Annotated in this window: 19 protein-coding genes; 6 read left to right on the top strand and 13 right to left on the bottom strand. The window is 63.2% G+C overall.

Annotated elements, in window-relative coordinates; genetic code table 11:
- Genes ABY948_RS02235 through ABY948_RS02205 form a run of 7 tightly spaced genes read right to left on the bottom strand, consistent with a single transcriptional unit; the run spans window position 1 to window position 7706 of the window.
- On the bottom strand, window positions 1-1311 hold the full coding sequence (locus tag ABY948_RS02235; RefSeq protein WP_461480879.1) for a hypothetical protein: 1311 nt from the start codon (window positions 1309-1311) through the stop codon (window positions 1-3).
- A gap of 19 nt (window positions 1312-1330) precedes the next feature.
- On the bottom strand, window positions 1331-2128 hold the full coding sequence (locus tag ABY948_RS02230; RefSeq protein WP_461480878.1) for a MotA/TolQ/ExbB proton channel family protein: 798 nt from the start codon (window positions 2126-2128) through the stop codon (window positions 1331-1333).
- Between the two features lie 59 nt (window positions 2129-2187).
- Complete coding sequence (locus ABY948_RS02225) at window positions 2188-2427, bottom strand: hypothetical protein (protein ID WP_461480877.1); 240 nt, start codon at window positions 2425-2427, stop codon at window positions 2188-2190.
- A gap of 48 nt (window positions 2428-2475) precedes the next feature.
- Window positions 2476-4545, bottom strand: a complete 2070-nt coding sequence (locus tag ABY948_RS02220) for a PEGA domain-containing protein (protein WP_461480876.1) — start codon at window positions 4543-4545, stop codon at window positions 2476-2478.
- Complete coding sequence (locus ABY948_RS02215; protein ID WP_461480875.1) at window positions 4542-6035, bottom strand: hypothetical protein; 1494 nt, start codon at window positions 6033-6035, stop codon at window positions 4542-4544. The genes ABY948_RS02220 and ABY948_RS02215 overlap by 4 nt, the downstream gene beginning before the upstream one ends.
- Before the next feature lie 4 nt (window positions 6036-6039).
- Entirely contained in the window at window positions 6040-7233 is a 1194-nt protein-coding gene (locus ABY948_RS02210; RefSeq protein WP_461480874.1) for a hypothetical protein, read from the bottom strand.
- 2 nt (window positions 7234-7235) lie between these two features.
- Entirely contained in the window at window positions 7236-7706 is a 471-nt protein-coding gene (locus ABY948_RS02205) for a hypothetical protein (protein WP_461480873.1), read from the bottom strand.
- A 67-nt stretch (window positions 7707-7773) separates the two neighbouring features.
- On the opposite strand from ABY948_RS02205, the gene ABY948_RS02200 reads away from it, so the two are divergent.
- Complete coding sequence (locus ABY948_RS02200) at window positions 7774-7977, top strand: hypothetical protein (RefSeq protein WP_461480872.1); 204 nt, start codon at window positions 7774-7776, stop codon at window positions 7975-7977.
- 66 nt (window positions 7978-8043) lie between these two features.
- Here ABY948_RS02200 and ABY948_RS02195 read toward each other — a convergent pair whose 3' ends face one another.
- On the bottom strand, window positions 8044-9411 hold the full coding sequence (locus ABY948_RS02195) for an energy transducer TonB (protein ID WP_461480871.1): 1368 nt from the start codon (window positions 9409-9411) through the stop codon (window positions 8044-8046).
- A 170-nt stretch (window positions 9412-9581) separates the two neighbouring features.
- Here ABY948_RS02195 and ABY948_RS02190 point away from each other — a divergent pair, with 170 nt between their 5' ends.
- Window positions 9582-10472 carry an AEC family transporter gene (locus ABY948_RS02190; protein WP_461480870.1) on the top strand — a complete coding sequence of 297 codons (891 nt, stop codon included), beginning with the start codon at window positions 9582-9584 and terminating at the stop codon, window positions 10470-10472.
- Window positions 10473-10484: 12 nt separating this feature from the next.
- Window positions 10485-11678 (top strand): CaiB/BaiF CoA transferase family protein, encoded by a 1194-nt coding sequence (locus ABY948_RS02185; RefSeq protein ID WP_461480869.1) that lies wholly within the window; start codon window positions 10485-10487, stop codon window positions 11676-11678.
- 7 nt (window positions 11679-11685) lie between these two features.
- Here the strand turns inward: ABY948_RS02185 and ABY948_RS02180 are convergent, their stop codons facing one another.
- Complete coding sequence (locus ABY948_RS02180; RefSeq protein ID WP_461480868.1) at window positions 11686-12114, bottom strand: Lrp/AsnC family transcriptional regulator; 429 nt, start codon at window positions 12112-12114, stop codon at window positions 11686-11688.
- 165 nt (window positions 12115-12279) lie between these two features.
- Here ABY948_RS02180 and ABY948_RS02175 point away from each other — a divergent pair, with 165 nt between their 5' ends.
- Entirely contained in the window at window positions 12280-13440 is a 1161-nt protein-coding gene (locus ABY948_RS02175) for a type III PLP-dependent enzyme (protein WP_461480867.1), read from the top strand.
- A gap of 7 nt (window positions 13441-13447) precedes the next feature.
- Here the strand turns inward: ABY948_RS02175 and ABY948_RS02170 are convergent, their stop codons facing one another.
- Window positions 13448-14632 carry an acyl-CoA dehydrogenase gene (locus ABY948_RS02170; RefSeq protein ID WP_461480866.1) on the bottom strand — a complete coding sequence of 395 codons (1185 nt, stop codon included), beginning with the start codon at window positions 14630-14632 and terminating at the stop codon, window positions 13448-13450.
- Between the two features lie 73 nt (window positions 14633-14705).
- Entirely contained in the window at window positions 14706-16085 is a 1380-nt protein-coding gene (locus ABY948_RS02165) for an aminotransferase (RefSeq protein WP_461480865.1), read from the bottom strand.
- 161 nt (window positions 16086-16246) lie between these two features.
- On the opposite strand from ABY948_RS02165, the gene ABY948_RS02160 reads away from it, so the two are divergent.
- Both ABY948_RS02160 and ABY948_RS02155 read left to right on the top strand, forming a co-directional pair.
- Window positions 16247-17020 carry a gamma-glutamyl-gamma-aminobutyrate hydrolase family protein gene (locus ABY948_RS02160; protein ID WP_461480864.1) on the top strand — a complete coding sequence of 258 codons (774 nt, stop codon included), beginning with the start codon at window positions 16247-16249 and terminating at the stop codon, window positions 17018-17020.
- A gap of 89 nt (window positions 17021-17109) precedes the next feature.
- On the top strand, window positions 17110-18462 hold the full coding sequence (locus ABY948_RS02155; protein WP_461480863.1) for a glutamine synthetase family protein: 1353 nt from the start codon (window positions 17110-17112) through the stop codon (window positions 18460-18462).
- Window positions 18463-18484: 22 nt separating this feature from the next.
- Here the strand turns inward: ABY948_RS02155 and ABY948_RS02150 are convergent, their stop codons facing one another.
- Together ABY948_RS02150 and ABY948_RS02145 are read right to left on the bottom strand one after the other, a co-directional pair.
- On the bottom strand, window positions 18485-19894 hold the full coding sequence (locus ABY948_RS02150) for an aminotransferase (protein WP_461480862.1): 1410 nt from the start codon (window positions 19892-19894) through the stop codon (window positions 18485-18487).
- A gap of 83 nt (window positions 19895-19977) precedes the next feature.
- Window positions 19978-20609, bottom strand: a 632-nt coding sequence (locus tag ABY948_RS02145) for a helix-turn-helix transcriptional regulator (protein ID WP_461480861.1), incomplete at its 5' end; no start/stop codon positions are given.

Here is a 20609-nt window from a genome sequence, read left to right as displayed (position 1 = left end):
TCACACCACCTCGATCAGTTCCAGTTGTTCATCGGCCACGCGGATGCTGTCCCCGGCGCGCAAGTGCTGGCGATCACCGCTGCAGCTCACCGCCGGGCTGTCGCTGTGCAATTGTAGCCGGCCGCGTTCCAGGACCAGCCGGATCGGCCCCTGGGCGCCCGGATGGATGTGCAGGCCATGCTCCCCCGGCACAATCGACAGCTGTGGGGCGATGGCGTAGGCGCGGTGGCGATACAGCAGGTGGCTGGGTGGGACTTCGGTCGCGGCCCCCTGTGCAGGTGGTGCCTGTTCAGCGGGTACATGGGGTGGAGTCGCGTGGCCGGGTGAGGCGCCGACCGGCAGGCGGGTGATAAAGGGTAACTGCTCGCCGTGGCCGCTGATCAACTCCAGGTGGTCGAGACAGCCCTCGATAACGGACGCCGCCGGCAGCACCGCAGCGGGGAACAGTTGTTCTGCCAGCCCCGGCAGCAACTGGATGCGATGGCTGAGCAGCAACTGCTCGCCCCGGCGGTGCAGCTCCGCCAGCTTGCCGTGCAACTGGCGCGAGACCCGTTCGCTGCAGGCGAGCAGCTGGGCGCGACCGAGGTTGATGCGGTAGCGCCCCTGGGGGCTGTCCAGTTCCACGCCGGTTTCCGGGGCGCCGGCCAGCTGGGACAGCCAGACGGGCAGGCGGTCGTAGAGCTGCTGTTCACCGGCGGCGGTGTGCAGCGGATCAAAGCGGTACTGGCGAATAAATTGATCGGCGATGTATTGGGCCCAGAGGTCGTAGAAGGTCTTGATGCCGAGCTCCGGCAGCACCTCCACGGCGCTGCGGGTCACTTCGGCCGCGGCATCGAGGCGGGTAATCACCGCCTGGTGCAACTGGATATCCAGGTGCAGCAGTGGGCCGGCCAGGCCGGTTTGGCTGGCGGCGGCCACCGCCGCATCCACCAGGCCGATGGCCTCGAAGGGGGAGGCCTTGGCCAGCCCCAGCAGGATGGCTAGCTGGTCGCGGTCGAAACTGCCGGGGGCGGCAAACACCACTTGCTCCGGATGGCCGCTGTCCCGGTGCAGCTGCAGCAAGTGCGCATAGGCGAGGTCCGCGTGGTGGCGGGCCAGCTTGCTGCTGATCGGCAGTGGAGAGAGGTTCAGTTGCCGCCAGTACTGGTTGAAACTTTGCCGGGGTTCCAGATAGGCCCGCTGCAGGGCGGCCTGGCCGGTGGTAATACCCTGGCTGGCCAGCAGGGCGTAACCGGGGCTGACGATCAACTCGCCATGACCGTTTCCACAGCACAGGCCGCTGTCATTCAATTCAATAATCGCAATGCTCATACTCGGATGCAGCCCGGGGTCAGTCGGTTTTCAGGTGGCGCAACAGGTTGCTGTCGCAGTAGCCGTGGGTGTCCAGTACCAGTCGCTCCTGCAGCAGCTGCAACTGGTGCAGCATAAACATCAGCACAATACTGATCACCAGGGCGATAAAGGTGGAGTTGAAGGCGACCCCGAGGCTGGCGGTGACCCCGGCGATGTCGCCCTGCACAGCCTTGTAGGCCTGGCTGAGAGCCTCGCCGATACCGCGCACGGTGCCGATAAAGCCGATGGAGGGAATGGCCCAGGCGATGTAGCGCACCATGGACAGCTCGGAGTCCAGGCGATCCGATTCGGTGTCCAGCACCTCGCTCACCGCACTGGAGACATCCTGGATGTTGCGGGTTGAGCCGAACCGTTGCAGCGCGGCCAGCAGCGCCCTTGGCAACAGGTAACTGCGATGCTTGTCCGACAGGGCCTGGATGGGGCGGGACAGTTGTCGCGCATCCTCCGGCAGCACCCGACCACCTTCGGCCACGGCGACCAGGGGCTGGTTGAGCAACTGGCGCTCGTCCAGGGTGCGGCGCGCCTTGTAACCCATGATGGCACAGGCCCACAGCATCAGGATAAAACAGGATTCCTGTTCGTAATCCTTGACCACGATGAAGAAAGAGCGCTCCGCTACGTAGGGTTCACCGGCGGCTTCCCGGGCCAGTTGCTGGTGCAGGATGGCGTCGGCGTTGGGGCGAATCAGCGTGACATAGACCGTGTGCACCAGGATCAGCGCCAGAATCAGGGCAAACAACTGATAGAGAAATTCCGAGGACGTGTTGTTGCGCATGGCTGCTCCTTAATCCCTGACGGGCACTGGGCGGGGTGTATTCAGATTAAACAGGGTCATCATATGTCCACCGGAAAGGGCACCGACAGATCCTCGGAAATCTCCTCGCTGGGGTCAAACTCCGGCGCCGAAGATTTCCCGCTGGTCGGGCTGCTGGTGGCGGTGCCTTTCTGGTTGGTGGTGGCCCCGCTGTCGGGTGCGGTCCTGGTCGCCGGTGGTTGCGGCGCCTTTCCCGCCGGTTCTTCGGCGGCTGGGGACAGGCTCAACAGCGCGCAACACAGGGCGGCGGCAAGACGCATGGGCAGACACAGGGGCCTACACGGAAACCTATACCGGGGCATTAGCGATTACTCCACATAGCGGGCGACCCTGAAGCCGAGGTCATCTCGCGGTTCCACACCGTAGTCCCGGTAGGATAACCGCAATTCAGTAATATTGCTGTGGCGCCAGCTGGCCCCGCGAATCACCCGCAATTCACCTTTGGCGGGGCCGCTGGGATCTTTCTCCGCCGCCGCGCTCAGGCCGAATTCAATGCCGTAATAGTCATTGACCCACTCCGCCACATTGCCTTCCAGGTCAAATAACTGGCGATGATTGGGGCGGAAACTGCCCACCGGCGCGGAGACGGCAAAGCCGTCGCTGTAGCCCTTGATGGCCGAGCCCACCAATCGCCCGGCACTGCTGTCGGCAAAATTGCCCGCCTTGTCTGCCGGCGGGAACTGCTGGCCCCAGCCGAACCGTTTTTCACCGCCGCTGACGGCCCGGGCCGCCCAGGCCCACTCCGCTTCGGTGGGCAGGCGATAGCCGTTTGCCGAACTGTCAGAGCCCTGGATCTTGCCGTTTTGCTCCTTGTAGAACGGTGTCAGGTTCTGCTTGCCGCTCAGCCAGTTGCAGTAGCGGGCGGCCTGCTCCCAGCTGACCCTGACCACCGGCTGGTCGGGCTGGTCCAGGGTAATGCCACTGACGTGGCTGGAGCTGTGCTGGCGATCAAACTGTTTGTACTGTTGGTTGGTGACTTCATGGGTGCCCAAATAAAACGGTCGGGTGAGTTGCACCTCCCGCAATACCTCGTTGGCCCGGCGGCCGCTCTCCCGCCGCGAAGCGCCCATGGTAAAGCTGCCCTCGGGGCGGAACAGCAGCAGGGCTTGTCCGGCGGGGCTGGTGATCTTGTCCGGCACACTGGCCCAGCGGGCCTGGCGCTCGGTCAGCAGGCTCACCTGTACCAGTTGATCCAGTCCCGGCTGGGGGGTCACCGTGCGGCTGGCTGTGGCATAGCCGGACTTGCGCAGTTCGATGCGGTGGGGGCGGGCGGGCAGTTTGAAGGTCTGCCCCTGGGTGCCGCGCGACACCCCGTCAATCCACACCGCGGCATCTGCCGGGCTGGCGACGACGCGCACGTCACCGAGTCTGGCATCCAGTGTCACGGCCACATCCCGCTGTTCACCGGCGGCCAGTGACAGGGAGCGCCTGGCGGTGACATAGCCGTTGAAAAACAGGGTCAGTTGGTGGGGCTTACCCGGTGCTACTTCGGCATTGAGGGGGGTGGTGCCGCGGTACTGGCCGTCGATGGTGACGGTGGCGCCGCTGGGGGAGCTGGTGAGGTTCAGCTTGCCATCGGCGGGTTGTAGCTGGATGTCGGGTACGGTCAGCGTTTCGCCAATGGCGACCCGGAGGGTCTGCTGCCAGGGTTTGTAGCCCGCCAGTGCTACCTGTACCGTTTCGCCGCTGGCCAGCAGTTCGGTGGTCAACGGGGTGATGCCGCGGGCTTCGCCGCCCAGGGTCACCTCGGCACCGGTTGGTGTTGAGGTCAGCTGCAGCTGGCCCCAGGCGGGAGCGAGGTCCAGCGACAGGGTCTGGGTGTGATCCAGGCCCTCAATGACGACCTCTGTCTCAAGGGGCTGGTAGCGCGCCGCCTGCACCGACAACTGGTGAGGCCCCGGCGCCAGGTCGTGAAGGCTGACTGGGGTTGTGCCGGAGGCGTGGCCATCTACCTGCACCTCGGCACCGGGGGGGTTGGTGGACAGCTCCAGGTGACCGGGCAGCTTTTCCATGGTCAGCTGCAACAGCTGGTGATCTTCCGGCCCCACGGTGAAGGACTGTTGCAGTGTTCGGTAGCCCTCTGCCTCTGCGGTCAGCCGATAGTCACCGGGGCGGACCAGGTAGTGATCCGCCAGTTCGAAGGTTATACCGCCACTGATGGCGGTGTCTGCGCTGTCCGGCGTGATCCGGACCACCAGGGAGCGGGCGGTGAACACGAACGTCAGGATCAGCACGCAGATGAGCAGCGCCACTCCGACTATCACCGCCAGTGGCTGTGGCCGGTAGCGGGAGGGTTTGCGAGCCGGGTGCAGCGGGGTGAAGTCGGCCGGCTGGATGGTTTCCGGCTGGATGGTTTCCTGTTGGTTTCGCTCTGTCACGATACCGGCTCCGTACAGACCACAATCACCGGTTTCTCCCGGTTACTGGTTGTTACCTGGAATTCCACCCGCACATCCCGGTAGCCGGGGCGACTGCCCACTGCCACGTAGTTGCCGGGCACCAGCGACAGTTGCTTGCGATTGAACTGGCCCAGTTCGCCGATTTTGTAGAGGGTGACCCGGGTATCGTTGTCGGAGAGCATCTCCACCGTCAGCGGTGTCACGGCGGTATTGAGTACCTGTTCCAGGCGGACAATCTGCTCCCGCAGCTTGGGGCCGGGGGCCTTGATGCCGCGGGCGTCGGCCAGCACCTGGCGGGCTTGCTTCAGCACCTCTGTGGAGGCGAGCCGCAGCGGGTCGTCGAGCACCCTGGCAATGCGGTCATCCAGGTCGGCGCGGGCGCTGCTGCGCAGTTGGCCGAGCCGTGCCTCCATCACCGAGCCGTCGGTGGCCAGGGCCAGGGCGTAGTTGTCCCGGGCCTGGTGCCACTGTTCGTGGGTTTCCTGCCCGGCGGCGCGTTGCAACAGCGACTGGATGGTCTGCCGGGTGGCGGTGCTGGCAGCCTGAGCCAGCCCTGTGCGGGCGGCCTGGCTGTCCGGTTGCAGCTGCAGGGCGTCATTAAAGGCGGTTTTGGCGCTGTTCAGCTGGTTGTTCTCCAGGGCGCTGAAGCCCCGGCTCATGGCATCATTAAAGGCCTTGTCCTTGAGCCGCATTTCAACCTGTTGCAATCCTGAGCGCGCGGCGGGGTGGGCGCTGTCCAGGGCCAGGGCCTGCTTAAAGAGCGTTCTAGCTTCGTCGAGCTGGTTGTCCTGCACGGCCAGATTGGCCTGATCGAGTAGTGGGGTGACCTGATCCAGTACCGCCGCCCGCGCAATGCCCGCCTGTGCTGCGCCATTGTCCGGCGCCATGGCCAACACCCGCTGAAATTGTTCCCTGGCGGTTGCGGCATCGCCGCTTTCCAGGGCGCCGTTGCCAGCGCTGATGGCCTCCGACAGGATGCCGGGCATGGCAGTTTCCAGACCCTGCAGCAAATCCAGGGCCTGCTGGTAACGGGTCTGGGCGTTGTCAAACTCCCGCTTGCGGTAGCTCGCATCCCCCTCGGTGGCTTTTTTCAATGCCTGTTGAAAGGCCTCATCGCCCCACAGCAGGACGTTGTTCCGTTCCAGAAAGGCCTTCTTTTCCAGAATCTTGGCCAATACATCCTGGGCGGCCCGGCGGGCACTGGCGAGCTGGGCATCGCGGAAAGGGGATTCGGCCAGCGCCGCAGCGTTCTGGGTGCCGGTGTCAATCAACACCGGCGGCAACTCCGGGGGCTTGACCAGGGAGGGCAACACAAAAATCACCACCAGTGCCAGCAGGATGCAAGCGACCAGTACCGCCCAGGTGGAACGCCGCTGTTGCCAAGGCAGCGGCTCGCTTACCGGGGGGGTATTGGAGGTCAGGGGGAGGTCGGCCGGTTTGATCGGCTCGAAGTCGTTACTGCCTGTCATGGGGTTATATTCCGCGCTCGGCCTGGTAGATTTCCCGCAACAGGGCTTTCCACTGCTGGTATTGCGCGTCCACATTGCCGGTAAGGGTAATGGTGCGATCTTCCAGTTCGATGACCTGGGGTTCCACCTCGGCTTCCAGGGACTGCGCCATTTCGGCCAGGGCATCCTCGTGAATTTTCAGTTCGCCCCGTTTGGACAGTCCGCTCTTGATCAGCATGGCGCCGCTGCCGATGGCCACGGCGCCGGCGGCCCGACCGGAACCGCTTTTACTGCCGGAAGCCAGAATGCCACCGACGATGGCGGCGACCCCGCCGATGGTCCTGGTCATGGACTGCCGCTTCAGTTCGCGCACGGCCACGATCTCATCGTAACTGGCGGCGCGCCATTCCTGGTAGGGGGTATCCATGCGGCGGGCAAAGGTGTCGTAGTGCTCCTGCATGGTGTCGATAAACAGGTAGTCCCGTTCCCGAATGCGTTCAATGCGGCGCAGAATGGGGTCGTTTTCTGCCGGCAACCGGGATATTTCCAGCTGGCCGTCGGCCGTTTCGGCAATGTGGTTGTTGAATGCTTCCGGGGAGAAATCGCGGGCAAAGCGGAGGTTGGAAATGGTGCGCAGTTTGTCCACGTCGGCGGCGGCGAGTTTATGCCGATACTCCAGCAGGTCGTTGGCAATGCGATTGAGCAGCCCCTGGAAAGGATCCCGCTGGATCTGGTTGTGACGGTCGTAGGCGTAATTCCCGACGGTCTCCGAGTAGCTCTTGCTGTACCAGTGGCGATTGCTGGAATCGCTGACATCAATCTCCAGCTTGAGGATTTCGCCGTTGGATTCGATGATCTTGCCGGCCACGTAGACGTCCACCACGGTGTCACGGCTGGGAACCAGCCGCACCGCGCCCCAGGCGGCGGTTTTCTGAATGGTGGTGGCCAGTTGGTTGGGCAGGTACTGGGCCTCCGCCGTGCGCACGGTGGGTGATACCGTGGCGTCGTCGGAGGCGATCTTGTCGAGGCCGGGGTCGAACGGCAGCACCGCCAGGTCCAGCAACTGCGATTCCTCGATGGTGACAGCCTGCTGTTCCAGGGGGGTAACCACCGTGGTGGTGACCCGGTTGGTGCCGCTGCAGGCGCTCAATACCAGCAACGCCAGCAGCAGCAATGCCCGGGGGGAAGTCTTGTGACAATGAATATTAAAGACGGCCAATGTTATTGCCCCTGCTTGTATTTGCGGTACTCGTCCCAGAGTTTTTCTTTCAGTACCGGGTCCTGTTCCTTGATGGCGGCTTCGCGAATCTGCCGTGCCACGATGTCATCGTCGCTGCCGTCGGGAATATTATCGGGCGCCCGTCCGCCGGGCAGGGTGCCGGCCACGCCGCCTTCCTTGCCATAGGTGGTGGTGGTCTTGGCGGAGGTGGATTCGTTGTCCGAACCCCAGCCGCCGCCTTGCTCGCCATCGCCGTTTGCCGATCCGGCGGCGCCACCCTCCGGCTCACTGGCGAGATCGCCCTCCTCAAACAGCGGTCCGGTATCACCGCCTGTTCCCGCTCCGGCATCTTCCCCATCCGTTGCGGCGGCTTCGGCGGCACCGGCCCGCGCCTCTCCCATCATGCTGTCGAAGACGGCAATGGAATCGTCGAGTTGCTCATCCAGTGCGGAGATCGCTTCCTCGTCGCTCATTGCTGCGCCACCGCCCGGTGTGGATGGTTGTCCGTCCTCACCGCCGGGTTCAGGCTGCTCCGCGCCGGTGGCGCTGTCTGCCGTCGCGTCGTCCTGGTCACTGGCCTGTTGTGATGCTGGGTCACTGCTGGCACTTTGGCTGCTGCTAGTTGACGAGCTGCTCGGGCTGTTGGTGTTGGCCGGCGTGCTCTGGGCAGTGGGTGAGCTGGTCGATGGACTGCTCGGCGAGCTGCTGCTGGATGAGCTGCTACTGGACTGGGACGTGCTCTGACAACCGGCCAATAGCAGGGCCAGGGAAAGCGCTAACAGGGGGGGCGGGAATTTCATGGGTAGCAGCCTAATTCATCAGCACCCTGACCGGCAATGCCTTGGTCAGGACGGGGTTGCCGTTTTCAAAGCGCGGGCGAAAGCGACTGGCGTTAATGGCTTTCCAGGCGCGTTTTTCCATGCCCTCGGTTTTTTCGGGGTAGCTTTCCAGTGTGTTGAAGTTGTCGGGAGTTCCCTTGGCGGAGATGTCCACGGCAACCATCACGTATTCCCTGGTGGCGGGCACTGAGATGGGCTGTGCTGCGCTGTTGGGTGACGCGGATGCGGGGGACGGGGTGGCGGCGCTGTCGAGGTCGGAATCCGCCGCCCTGACGATGATGTCCCGGCCTTGGGGTAACATTTTTGGGGCCCCGAACAATTCATCGATTAACGGTTGGCCGGCACTGTCGGCGGCCAGCAGGCTCAACGCGTGGCGGTAGGCGTCCATGGCTGATCCGCCTTTGTCGAAGAGCAGCAGCCAGTCACCCAGGCTGATATAGCCGCCCGCCCTGTCTAGCGCTGTAGCCTGGGGATTGTTTTCGAGGATGTCGAGCATCCGCTTGTAGGCGAGTCGGCCGTTCTGGTAATAGTTGCGATTGAGGTATTGATTTCTCATCAGCTCGGGCATCCCCGACACACGCTCATAGGCGATGGCGCTGTCCCAGGTGCGGATAAAGGCGTCCTGATTGTCGGCGAGGTAATAGTTTGTCAGCGCCGTGTTCTCCAGCAGGGGCACCAGCCGCAGGTCGCGCTCGTCGTAGTGGGCGGAGGCGATGTCCAGGGCGAAGGCGTACAGACCGTGGGCAATGTATAGGTGGTTCATGTCCGCAAGGAGACCGCTGCGCTTAAACACCTCCAGATGCCAGTGGCTGATCTCTGCCATAAGCGGGATGAGGTGCGGATCGTTCTCCCCATAGGTTTTGCGATAGAGCCACAGCAATTGCTGATAGCTTTCCGAGGCTGTGTCGATTTGTCCTAGTGCCAGCTGACTTTCGATGATGCCCCGCAGCATGGGTTCCTGGCTGAGGCTGTATATGCCGTCATTGACCCGGTTCAGGTACATGGCGCGGTGGTAGGCATCCATGGCCTCCTGGAAACGGGAGCGTTGTTGCAGGCTTTTGCCCAGGCTGAAATGCATCTCCGGCAATGCCATGTCATAGGGGCCGTTAATCGCCTGATGATCGTCAATGGCTGCCCGGTAAGCGGCGATGGCGCTGTCCAGCGCCGCATCGGCTGCCGATAGCGCGGGCGGGGAGGCACTCTCCGGTTCACCGCTGTCGGTGAGTGCGCTATCCTGCGCGGGCGGGTCTTCTGGAGCGGGTGCGGCAGAGGTGGTGGCGCCGCTCAATAGATACAGCAGCAACAGGAAAACGCCTGTTGTTTTCAGGGTGAACCCCATAGATTGAATGCCTGTTCATTGATCGTAGCCCTTAGAGGCAGTGGGCTGGCGATTGTTCCATGTTCCTGTCGCGGTGTCCGCAATTCGGGTGAGCGGAATCATTATGTTACCGGCAGCGCCGCTCCAGTATAGCGCTGCGATTCCTCAAATAATCGGAGTGCTGAAAAATAATGTTGTTGCAACTCTGGAACGTGATGGCGCCGGTGCTGATTGCCATTGCCATCGGTTTTTGCTGGGGCCGCTCCCGGGTGCCCTACGCGGCGGAATTTGTCACCCGCGCGGTGATGAATATCGGCGCGCCCTGTCTGGTGGTCTCTGCGATCAGCCAGGCGGAGATTTCCGGCGAGGGTTTTGCCCAGGTGGCACTGGCTGCCACCATCGTGCTGGCCGGCACCGCCTTGCTGGGCACCCTGGTGATTCGCCTCAGCGGCGGCGATGTCAGGGCACTGCTCGCTCCGGTGGTATTTCCCAATACCGGCAACATGGGCTTGCCACTGTGCCTGTTTGCCTTTGGTGAACAGGGGCTGGCACTGGCGGTGGCCTTCTTCATGGTGCAGATGGCCTCGCTGATGATTTTTGGGGTGGCCCTGATGTCCCGCAGCGGCAGTGGCCTGGGGGCGACGCTCAGGGATTTGCTGCGCCAGCCGTTGATACACGCCATTGTCATCGCCCTGCTGTTGCTGGCGGGGGATGTCCGGTTGCCGCTGTGGCTGGACAGCACCCTGGAACTGCTGGGCGCCTTTACCATCCCGCTGATGCTGCTGACCCTGGGGGTATCCCTGTCGACCCTGTCCGCCTCCGGCTGGTGGCACAGCCTGGGTTTTTCGGTGCTGCGCATCGGCGGCGGGCTGGCCTTTGCCTGGCTGGCGGTGAGCTGGTTGGGCATGAGCGGCGCGGCGCGCAACGTGGTGTTGTTGCAGGCGATCATGCCCGCGGCGGTGTTCAATTACCTGCTGGCATTGAAATACGACCGGCAACCCGCTGCGGTGGCGGGTATTGTGGTGGCCTCCACCGTGGTGGCGCTGGTGGCAGTGCCGATATTGCTGGCTATCCTTTTGTAAGGGGGTGACTGAATGAACACAGGCAAACCGTTAAGTGGCTATCGGGTGATCGAGTTGGGGCAATTGCTGGCGGGCCCCTTCGCCGGGGCACTGCTGGCCTATTTCGGTGCGGAAGTGATCAAGGTGGAACCGCCCGGCGGCGGCGATCCGCTGCGCAACTGGCGGATATTAAAGGATGGTACCTCGCTGTGGTGGCGCAGTCTCGGCCGCAATAAAAAGTGCATCACCCTGGACCTCAAAACCGCCAAGGGACAGGCGCTGGCGGGGCAGTTGATCGACGGCGCCGATGTGCTGATCGAGAATTTTCGCCCGGGAGTGATGGAAGGTTGGGGCCTGGGTCCGGAGCGCTTCAAGGTATCGAATCCGGGGTTGGTCTACACCCGCATTTCCGGTTACGGCCAGACCGGCCCCTATGCCGGCAAGCCCGGTTTCGCCTCGGTCTGTGAGGGCATCAGCGGCTTTCGTTACCTGAACGGTTTTCCCGGCGAGGCGCCGGTGCGCCCCAATCTCAGCCTCGGCGACAGTATCGCCGGGCTGCACGCGGCCTTCGGTGTGACCCTGGCACTGTTATCCCGCCAGTCCGGCGGCGCCGGGCAGGTTATCGACGTGGCTCTCTACGAGGCCATGTTCAACCTGCTGGAGGGGGTGATTCCCGAGTGCGATGGCGCCGGGGTGGTGCGCGAGCCGTCGGGCACCACCCTCACCGGCATCGTGCCCACCAATACCTACCGCTGTGCCGACGGCAAGTTCGTGGTGATCGGCGGCAACGGCGACTCCATTTTCAAGCGGCTGATGAGAGCGGCGGGCCGGCCGGACATGGCCGATGACCCCAGACTGGCCGACAATGCCGGGCGGGTGCGTTTTGAGCACGAGATCGATGCAGCCCTGGCGGCCTGGTGCGGCAGTCTGGCCAGTGGCGATGTACTGGCGACACTGGATGCCGAACGGGTACCGGCGGGACCGATTTACAATGCTGCCGACATGCTGGCAGACCCCCACTTCAATGCCCGCGGACTCTATGAGCAGGTGGAGATCAACGGCCAGCCACTGAAAATTCCGGCGATGCTGCCGAAGCTGGGCAATACGCCGGGTGAAACCTGCTGGCCGGGACCGGAGGTCGGCCAACACAACGACGAGGTGCTGGGGACGTTGCTGGGGCTGGATGAAGAGGAGCAGCGGCAATTGCGCGATGAGGGCATTATCTAACCGGCGTCTAGCGCTGGAATTTGGCGGCCAGCACCATGCTGGTCATGGTTTTGTCGACACCCTGCAGATTGCTGATCCGGTCGATGGTCTCGTCCAGTTGCTCTGTGCTTTCGCAGCACACCCGTGCCAGCAAATCGTAGTTGCCGCTGATACTGTAGAGGGCCTGCACGGCGGGGATTTTATCCATGTTCCGCACCACTGAGCCGGTCAGCTTGGGATTGATTTCAATCATCAGGTAGGCGTTCACCCATTTTTGCTGATGCTGTGGGTGAAAGCGGATGGTGTAGCCCTCGATGATTTTGCGCCGCTCCAAGGTGGCCATATGCTCTTTGACGGTGGCGCGACTCACCCCCAGTTTTCTCGCCAGGTTGGCAATACTCTCCCGGCCATTCTGGCTCAGTAAATCCAGCAGTCGTTCATCCAGATCGAGATCCATAACCGCTATTTCCCCTCGGGCTAGCCGGTATTTTTAGCAAATTGCCAAGTCTTCCTATCAAAAGGATAGATCATGCCCCCAGAACTGTCGGTGTTGCGCATATCAACTGTCCATCCCGACACCTAAACTGAGGAATATGGAGTAAGAGAACGAGAAATACAGATTATGTCCAGGTACCGAGCGAGGCATGTTGAGGGTTTGCCGCCGGTTGCGCTGCCGCAGGTGTTGTCCACCGCCCGCGCCCGGATAGCCATCATGGGCTATCAACAGCCGTTGCTTTATATCAGCACTGAGCAGCTGCGCACCAATGCCCACCGTTTCATGGCGGCGATGCCCAAAGTGCGCCCCCATTTCGCCGTCAAATCCAACCCTGATCGCCGGGTGCTGGAGGTTTTTCAGCAGGAAGGCGTGCATTTCGAGATCGCCTCCCGGGCGGAACTGGCGATATTGCAGGATATGCGCGTGCCACCGGACAGTATTTTCTACTCCAATCCGATCAAGCCCGACGACTATGTTCGCTACGCCGTCAGCCGTGGGGTGCGCTGGTTCGCGGTGGATTCCGTGGCAGAGGTGGAAAAGCTGTACCGCCACGCCCCCAAGTCCAGTCTTTACCTTCGCATCAGTGTCAGCAACCGCGGTGCCGCCTGGCCCCTTGAAGGCAAGTTCGGGGTGATTGGACGGGAGGCGGAGGCGGTGATGGATGCCTGTATGCAGTGGGGCATGGATCTGGCAGGGGTCACCTTCCATGTGGGCTCCCAGTGTCTCAACCCGGATAACTGGGTGCAGGGCATTCGCGCGGCACAACGCATATTTGGCGCCATGCGCCAGCGGGGTTTTAGGCCCCGCCTGCTCAATCTGGGTGGAGGTTTTCCGGTGCAGATGACGCCGGATATTCCCTCCATCAGCGAGATTGGCGAGTTGATCAACACCGAGCTGGCCGCCATGGATAACGGTTTGACCGTGATTGCCGAGCCGGGCCGCAATCTGGTGGCGTCCGCCGGCTGCCTGGTGACCAGGGTGATCGGCAGCGCTATTCGCAAGGGCCAGCGCTGGCTGTATCTGGATACCGGCATCTACGGGGGGCTGATGGAATTCAACGAGCGCTTCCGCTACCCGGTGGTCAGTGATCGCAGCGGCGACATGGTCAGCTGGACCCTGGCGGGCCCCACCTGCGACTCGCTGGATGTCTGCCTGCGCGACCAGTTGCTGCCTGGGGATATTCAGTCGGGAGATCTGCTCTACCTGCCGTTTACCGGCGCCTACACCAGCAGTTGCGCCACCCGCTTCAACGGCTTTCCGCCGCCCATGGTGGTGGTGGTCGCCTGACCCGCCCCTAACCGCTGAATGCCTGGATACCGGTCTGGGCGCGGCCCAGTATCAACGCGTGGATATCGCCGGTGCCCTCGTAGGTATTGACCACTTCCAGGTTGAGCAGGTGGCGCATCACCGGAAATTCCTCGGAGATGCCGTTGCCGCCCAGCATGTCGCGGCTGAGGCGGGCGATCTCCAGCGCCTTGCCGCAGTTGTTGCGCTTCAGCAGTGATACCAGTTCCGCTGACAATCGACCTTCATCTTTCAGGCGACCCGCCCGCAATGCCCCCTGCAGGGCCAGGCTGATGTCCGTCTGCATGCAGGCCAGTTTGTACTGGATCAACTGGTTGGCCGCCAGCGGCCGGCCGAACTGTTCGCGATCCAGGCAGTACTGGCGGGCGGTGTGCCAGCAGGTTTCGGCGGCGCCGAGGGCCCCCCAGCAGATGCCGTAGCGGGCATTGTTGAGGCAGCTGAAAGGACCTTTCAGACCGGATACCCCCGGCAGCAGGTTGGCCTCGGGGACGAAGACCTCGTCCATGACGATCTCGCCGGTGATGGCGGTGCGCAGCGCCAGCTTGCCCTCAATTTTCGGTGCGCTCAGCCCCGCCATGCCTTTTTCCAGCAGGAAGCCGCGGATCAGCCCATCGTCGGTTTTAGCCCACACCAGGAACAGGTCGGCGATGGGGGAATTGGATATCCAGGTCTTGCTGCCGCTGAGCAGGTAGCCGCCGGCGGTGGTGCGGGCGCGACTGGCCATGCTGGCGGGATCGGAACCGGCATTGGCTTCGGTGAGGCCGAAGCAGCCGACCCACTCGCCGCTGGCCAGTTTGGGCAGCAACCGGTTTTTCTGCGCATCGCTGCCGAACTGGTCAATGGGGTACATCACCAGGCTGGACTGCACGCTCAGCAGCGAGCGGTAGCCGGAGTCCACCCGCTCGATTTCCCGGGCGATCAGGCCGTAGCTGACCTGGTTCACCCCGGCGCAGCCGTAATTGTTGAGGGTGCAGCCGAGCAGTCCCAGCGCACCCATCTCGACAAAGATGGCGCGATCGGTGTGCTCGTGGCGGAAGGCCTCGCGCACCCGGGGCAGCAACTCGCCCTGGGCGTAGTGGCGGGCGCTGTCGCGGATCTGGCGCTCTTCGTCAGTCAGTTGCTCCTCCAGCAGGAACGGGTCGTCCCAGCGGAAGGCTGTGGATGGATTTGCCATGGTCACCTCGCTACTTCAAGGATAGCCCGCCGCCACCGCTTCGGCCTTGGGTGCAAGGGGTTGGCTGTCACGGTCAGATGCCGTAGTGATGGGCTGTCAGATCCAGGGCGCGGCCGGCCCGCTCGATCAGCAAATCGAGCTCCCCGTGGCTGCACACCAGCGGCGGGGCGATGATCATGGCGTCGCCCACGGCGCGCATCACCAAACCGCTGTCGAGGCAGAACTGGCGGCACACCGCGCCGGCCTTGCCGCCGTCTTCCAGGCGCTGCCGGGTCTGTTTGTCGCGCACCAGCTCCAGGGCGGCCACCATGCCTCGGCCGCGGGTCTCGCCGACGATGGGATGGCCTGCCAGTTCCCGCCAGCGCCGTTGCAGGTAGGGGCCAATATCGTCGGCCACCCGGTCGACAAGCTGTTCGCGCTCGAGGATATCCAGGGTCGCCAGGGCGGCGGCACAGGCCGCCGGGTGGCCGCTGTAGGTGAAGCCGTGCCCGAACTCGCCGCCAGCGGCGGTGAGCACATCGGCCACCCGGTCGCCCAGCAGCACCCCGCCGAGGGGTTGGAAGCCGTTGGTGACCGCCTTGGCAAAGGTGATCAGGTCCGGCGCCGTGCCGTAACTCTGCCAGCCGAACAGCTCGCCGCTGCGGCCAAAGCCAAAGATGACTTCGTCACTGATAAACAGGATATCCCGCTCGGACAGGATGCGATGCACCTCCGGCCAGTAGCTCTCCGGCGGCACGATCACGCCGCCGGCGCCCTGGATCGGCTCGGCGATAAAGGCGGCAATATTGTCCTCCCCCAGCTCGTCGATAGTGCGCTCCAGATCGCGGGCGGCGCGCAGGCCGAAGTCTGCCGGGGACAGTTCACCGCCCTCCTTGAACCAGTAGGGCTGGGCGATGTGGTGGACGTAGGGCAGGGTTTCGAACTGGCGGTGCACGAAGTCAAAGCCGCCGAGGCTGGCGGCGGCGATGGTGCTGCCGTGGTAGGCATTGGCGCGGGACAGCACGATGCGTTTTTGCGGCTGCTCCAGCAGATCCCAGTAGCGGCGCACCAGCCGCAGGTTGGTGTCGTTGGCCTCGGAGCCGGAGTTGGTGAAAAACACCCGGTTGAAATTGGCCGGGGTCATGTCCACCAGTCGCGCCGCCAGGTTCACCGCGGGTTCGTTGGCGCACTGGAAAAAGTTGTTGTAGAAGGGCAGGGTGGCGAGCTGCTGCCGCACCGCCTCGACAATCCTCGGTTGGCTATAGCCGAGGTTACAGCACCACAGCCCGGACATGCCGTCGAGAATGCGGTTGCCGTCGCTGTCCTCGATATAGACGCCCTCGGCGCGGCTGATGATGCGACCGGGGTGGGCGGCGTAGTCCTGAAAGTCCGTAAACGGGTGCAGGTGGTGGGCGGCATCCCGCTGCTGCAATTGCCGGGTGCGATTGTGTCGAGCCGCTGTGTTTGAGGGCATAATGATCTCCAGTCACTCCCACAGGGTTATTCCCTTTTCAGTGTGGGCCTGATAACACTACTGAGCCATGGGCATTTCAGCATGAAATGCGCGGGGCGTCTCCACCCCCATGGGGGAAGGGGGCAAAGTCTGGAATCTGGCGATCACTAGAGAGCGAAGTTATGCGTCATCAACAATGGCCGGTGGTGGGTATTCCCTGTGATGTCTACTGGCAGGGCAAGCATCCCCACCACGGTTGCGGTGAAAAATACATTAACGCCCTGGCCCACGGGGCCGGCGTGCGCCCGGTGCTGTTGCCCGCCATCGGCGGCGGCACCGATCTGGCGCCGCTTGCGGACATCTGCCAGCCGGATGAGGTGCTCGATAGCCTCGACGGGCTGTTTCTCACCGGCAATATCTCCAATGTGGACCCCCGGTTCTACGGTGAACAGAGTCCCGCCGGCAACCTGCTCGATCCCCAGCGGGACGCCACCGTGCTGCCGCTGATTCGGCGGGCCATCGAGCGGGACATCCCGCTGTTTGCGGTGTGCCGCGGTTTCCAGGAGTTGAATGTGGCGCTGGGTGGCTCGCTGTACCAACGGGTGCACGAGGTGCCCGGCCTGCTGGATCACCGGGAGGACAGCAGCCTGCCGCGGGAGGGGCAATACGACTACGCCCATGACATTTTTCTCGCAGAGGGCGGACTGCTGCGGCAACTGGCGGGGGTGGAGCGGGTGCGGGTCAACTCCGTGCACGGCCAGGGCATTCATCGCCTGGCGGAGGGATTGGCCGTGGAAGCGACGGCCCCGGACGGTTTGATCGAAGCGGTGCAACTAACCGAGCGCAGCCGTTTTGCCCTGGGGGTGCAGTTCCACCCGGAGTGGCAGTACCAGCGCGACCCGTTTTACCGCGCCCTGTTCGAGCACTTTGGCGAGGCCGTCCGGGCACGCCTGTAGGGTGCTCACCTCCTATACTGGATCACCCACTGGGCTAACCTTTAAAGACAAGCGTAGTTGCAAGGCGCGCGAGACAGGAGTTATCCGCCGTGACACATCCAGACCAACAGGCCGTACTGGCGTTCCTCGATGCCCACCCGGAGATCGATACCTTCGAGGCGCTGCTGCCGGATCTGAACGGTCGCTTGCGGGGCAAGTGGCTGTCCCGGGACCACCTGGAGCAGGCCTTCCAGGGCGGCCTGAAACTGCCCCTTACCACCCTGGGGTTTGATATCTGGGGGCGCGATCCGGAGAGCTGGGTGTTCGAGTCCGGCGATGCGGACGGCATCTGTGTCGCCGAGGCGGACACCCTGGCGCCGGTGCCCTGGGTGTCGGCCGCCACTGGTCAGCTGCTGATGTCCCTGCGCCAGGCGGATGGCCACCCCTGTGGCTATGACCCGCGGGATCTGCTGCGGGCGCTGCAGCAGCGTTTTGCCCGGCTGGGTTATACCCCGGTGGTGGCGCTGGAAATGGAGTTCTACCTGTTTGAGACCGAGCGCGATGCCTTCGGTCAACCGGCCCACAGTCAACGGGCCATTGACGGCGGTCCGGCGGTGGGCGGCCAGACCTACGGCATGGAACAGCTGGAGGAGGTGGCCCCGCTGATGCGGGCGATTCGCGAGGCCTGTGTCGAGCAGCAATTACCGGTGGACACCCTGATCGCCGAGGCGGCGCCGTCGCAGTATGAAATCAACCTCTACCACGGCAACGACGCGCTGCTGGCGGCGGATCACGGCCTGATGCTGCAGCGGCTGATCAAGGGGGTGGCCAGGCAACATGGCAAGCTGGCCACCTTCATGGCCAAGCCGTTTGGGGAGCTGGCGGGCAGTGGCATGCATGTACACTGCAGTCTGATCGACCGGCGGGGACAGAACGCCTTTGACAACGGCACGGAGCAGGGCAGTGAACTGTTGGCCCAGGCCGTGGCGGGCTGCCTTTTCTCCATGGCTGATGCCATGGCGATTTTTGCCCCCAATATCAACGCCTGCCGACGTTTCCAGCCCGGCAGCCACGCCCCGCTGGCCGCCAGCTGGGGCTACGAGAATCGCACTGCGGCGTTGCGCATTCCCACGGGAAACCCGGGGGATCGCCGCATCGAGCACCGGGTGGCCGGCGCCGACGCCAACCCCTATCTGGTGGTGGCGGCGACTCTGGCGGGCATGTTGCACGGCATTGAACAGCAGCTGACACCGCCTCCTGCGATTGAAGGGGATGCCTATCGCCAGCAGGGCATTGAGTTGCCCCGTTACCTGCCGGATTCCCTGCAACGGCTGGCGCAATCGGCGTTTATTCGCGAGTATTTTGGCGGCGAGTTCCAGCGGGTGTTCCTGGCGGCAAAGCAGCAGGAACTGGCGGAGTTTGATCGCCGGGTGACCACCCTGGAATACGATGCCTATCTTTGAATGAACGCGCTCATGGGCGCGATCAGAAATGACCTTCCGCGATCAGCTGTGCGGTGGCTGCCTGAATGCTCTCCCGCAGGGTGCTGACAATAAAATCCACCTGATCCCGGGTAATGATCAGCGGTGGTGACATCACATTCAGGTTGATGATGGGGCGCACGATCAGGCCGCGCCGGTCAGCTTCATTGGATACCCATTTGCCGACATCCAGTTCTTCCGCAAAGCGCGCCCTGGAGACCTTGTCCCGGACAAATTCCACACAGGCCATCATGCCCATACCGCGCACGTCGCCGACAATGGGCAGGTCGCGCAGGGTCTGCAGTTGCGCCTGCAGGTAGGGGGCCATTTCGCGCACATGCTCGAGGATGTGCTCGCGCTCCATGATGTCGATATTTTTCAGCGCCGCGGCACAGGCCACCGGGTGGCCCGAGTAGGTGAAGCCGTGGGCAAAGCAGCGGCCCTTGCCGGGTTCGCTGATCACCCGGTGAATCTGTTCCGAGTAGAGGGTGGCGCCGAGGGGGATATAACCCGAGGTGATGCCCTTGGCGACGGTAATGATATCCGGCTGGATACCGAATACGTCCTGCGAGGCAAACCAGTGCCCGAGCCGCCCAAAGGCGGTCACCACTTCATCTGAAACGTAGAGTACGTCGTATTGGCGACAGATTTCCCGGGTGCCCCGGTGATAGCCCGCCGGTGGCACAATGACGCCGCCGGCGCCCATCACCGGTTCGGCAAAAAAGGCCGCCACCTTATCGGGGCCGATATCGAGAATGGTCTGCTCCAGTTCCCCGAGCAATTCCGCCAGAAATTCCGCCTCGCTCAACCCCGCTCCTGCCCGGTAAAAATTGGGGGCCGAGATGTGGTAAATGCGATCGCTGATGTAATCGAATTCCGGCGGGTGGTCGCCGGGTTTGCCGCCGATGGACATGGCCGCATAGGTGGAGCCGTGGTAGGCGTTGTGCCTGGAGATAATGTATTTCTTGTCGCGCTTGCCGCGGCAGTTCTGGTAGTACTGAACCAGCCGGAAGGCGCTGTCCACGGCGGCGGAACCACTGCAACAAAACATCACGTGGTTGAGCTCGCCGGGGGCCAGTTGCGCCAGCTTGTCGGCCAGTTGCACGGCCGGCACGTTGGTCATGTCCACGAACGGACTGGCGTAGGCGAGGGTGCGAACCTGGGCGGCGATGGCGTCGGCCATCTCTTCCCGGCCCAGGCCGATATTGGTGCACCACAGGCCGCCGACGGCGTCCAGGTAGCGCTTGCCGTCGCTGTCAAAAAGGTAGGCACCATCACCGGCGGCGATGGGCAGTGCGCCCTCCTCGGGGAATATATCGAACAGCTGCCAGGGGTGCAGGACATGGGCGCAGTCTGCGGCCTTGAGCCGGGCTGTGTCCGGAATGGGCTTGCTGTTGGGTGGGCCGTTCATCATTGACCTGTCTCGGCGGCAGCCTGTTTCCGACAGGGTAGTTGGCCCGTGCTGTCAAGGGTTATACCCCGATGGGGTAAAGGCCCTTATCTGACCAGACCCAGATAGCCCACCAGCGGGTCGCCGTCGCAGGGTGGCGACATGCTCGATAGGGCATCGATAAACAGGTAGAACAGTTCCGACTGGGAAGAGATGTCCAACTTGGCATAGCTGTGCTTGCGGTGCAGCTTGACGGTTTCCGGTGAGATGGCCAGTTTCTGGGCGATGGATTTGGTGGAGTGGCCGTGCAGGAACAACTGGATGACCTGGGCCTCGCGCTCGGTCAGCACCGAGGTGCCAAAATACGCCAGCGCCGCGGACAGCTGTCGGTGCAGGCCGTCGTCCTGGTGGGGGAGGTGGTCCGCGCGGTGCCAGTGCCCTAGGTACAGCGCCTGAAGCAATGGAGCAATATCCCGCAACAACTGCTGTTGCGCCTGGCTGAAACGCTGATGGTGATCATCCCGGCCCAGGGAAATATTGAGCAGATCGCCATTCAGGTGAAACAGGTAGCCGCACTCGTCGATCAGTCCGGTGTGGCGAAAATAGTTTTTGTAATACTCGCTGTTGCGAAAGCCCACCGGGGCCAGTTGGTCGAGCCGGTAAAAGCCCTCGTGCCCCGCCTGTGCCGCCCGGTAGCAGGGGTCCAGCAGATAGGCGCCTTTCAGGAACAGATCGATAT

This window comes from Porticoccus sp. (assembly GCF_041592135.1).
Taxonomy (GTDB): Bacteria; Pseudomonadota; Gammaproteobacteria; order Pseudomonadales; family Porticoccaceae; genus Porticoccus.
This window is presented reverse-complemented; position numbering and strand designations above follow the sequence as displayed.

Excerpts from the sequence above, each read along its gene's own strand:
- ABY948_RS02235 (WP_461480879.1), bottom strand. The coding sequence starts at position 1,311 with ATGAGCATTGCGATTATTGAATTGAATGACAGCGGCCTGTGCTGTGGA.
- ABY948_RS02230 (WP_461480878.1), bottom strand. The coding sequence starts at position 2,128 with ATGCGCAACAACACGTCCTCGGAATTTCTCTATCAGTTGTTTGCCCTG.
- ABY948_RS02225 (WP_461480877.1), bottom strand. The coding sequence starts at position 2,427 with ATGCGTCTTGCCGCCGCCCTGTGTTGCGCGCTGTTGAGCCTGTCCCCA.
- ABY948_RS02215 (WP_461480875.1), bottom strand. The coding sequence starts at position 6,035 with ATGACAGGCAGTAACGACTTCGAGCCGATCAAACCGGCCGACCTCCCC.
- ABY948_RS02205 (WP_461480873.1), bottom strand. The coding sequence starts at position 7,706 with ATGAGCGACGAGGAAGCGATCTCCGCACTGGATGAGCAACTCGACGAT.
- ABY948_RS02195 (WP_461480871.1), bottom strand. The coding sequence starts at position 9,411 with ATGGGGTTCACCCTGAAAACAACAGGCGTTTTCCTGTTGCTGCTGTAT.
- ABY948_RS02190 (WP_461480870.1), top strand. The coding sequence starts at position 9,582 with ATGTTGTTGCAACTCTGGAACGTGATGGCGCCGGTGCTGATTGCCATT.
- ABY948_RS02185 (WP_461480869.1), top strand. The coding sequence starts at position 10,485 with ATGAACACAGGCAAACCGTTAAGTGGCTATCGGGTGATCGAGTTGGGG.
- ABY948_RS02180 (WP_461480868.1), bottom strand. The coding sequence starts at position 12,114 with ATGGATCTCGATCTGGATGAACGACTGCTGGATTTACTGAGCCAGAAT.
- ABY948_RS02175 (WP_461480867.1), top strand. The coding sequence starts at position 12,280 with ATGTCCAGGTACCGAGCGAGGCATGTTGAGGGTTTGCCGCCGGTTGCG.
- ABY948_RS02170 (WP_461480866.1), bottom strand. The coding sequence starts at position 14,632 with ATGGCAAATCCATCCACAGCCTTCCGCTGGGACGACCCGTTCCTGCTG.
- ABY948_RS02165 (WP_461480865.1), bottom strand. The coding sequence starts at position 16,085 with ATGCCCTCAAACACAGCGGCTCGACACAATCGCACCCGGCAATTGCAG.
- ABY948_RS02160 (WP_461480864.1), top strand. The coding sequence starts at position 16,247 with ATGCGTCATCAACAATGGCCGGTGGTGGGTATTCCCTGTGATGTCTAC.
- ABY948_RS02150 (WP_461480862.1), bottom strand. The coding sequence starts at position 19,894 with ATGATGAACGGCCCACCCAACAGCAAGCCCATTCCGGACACAGCCCGG.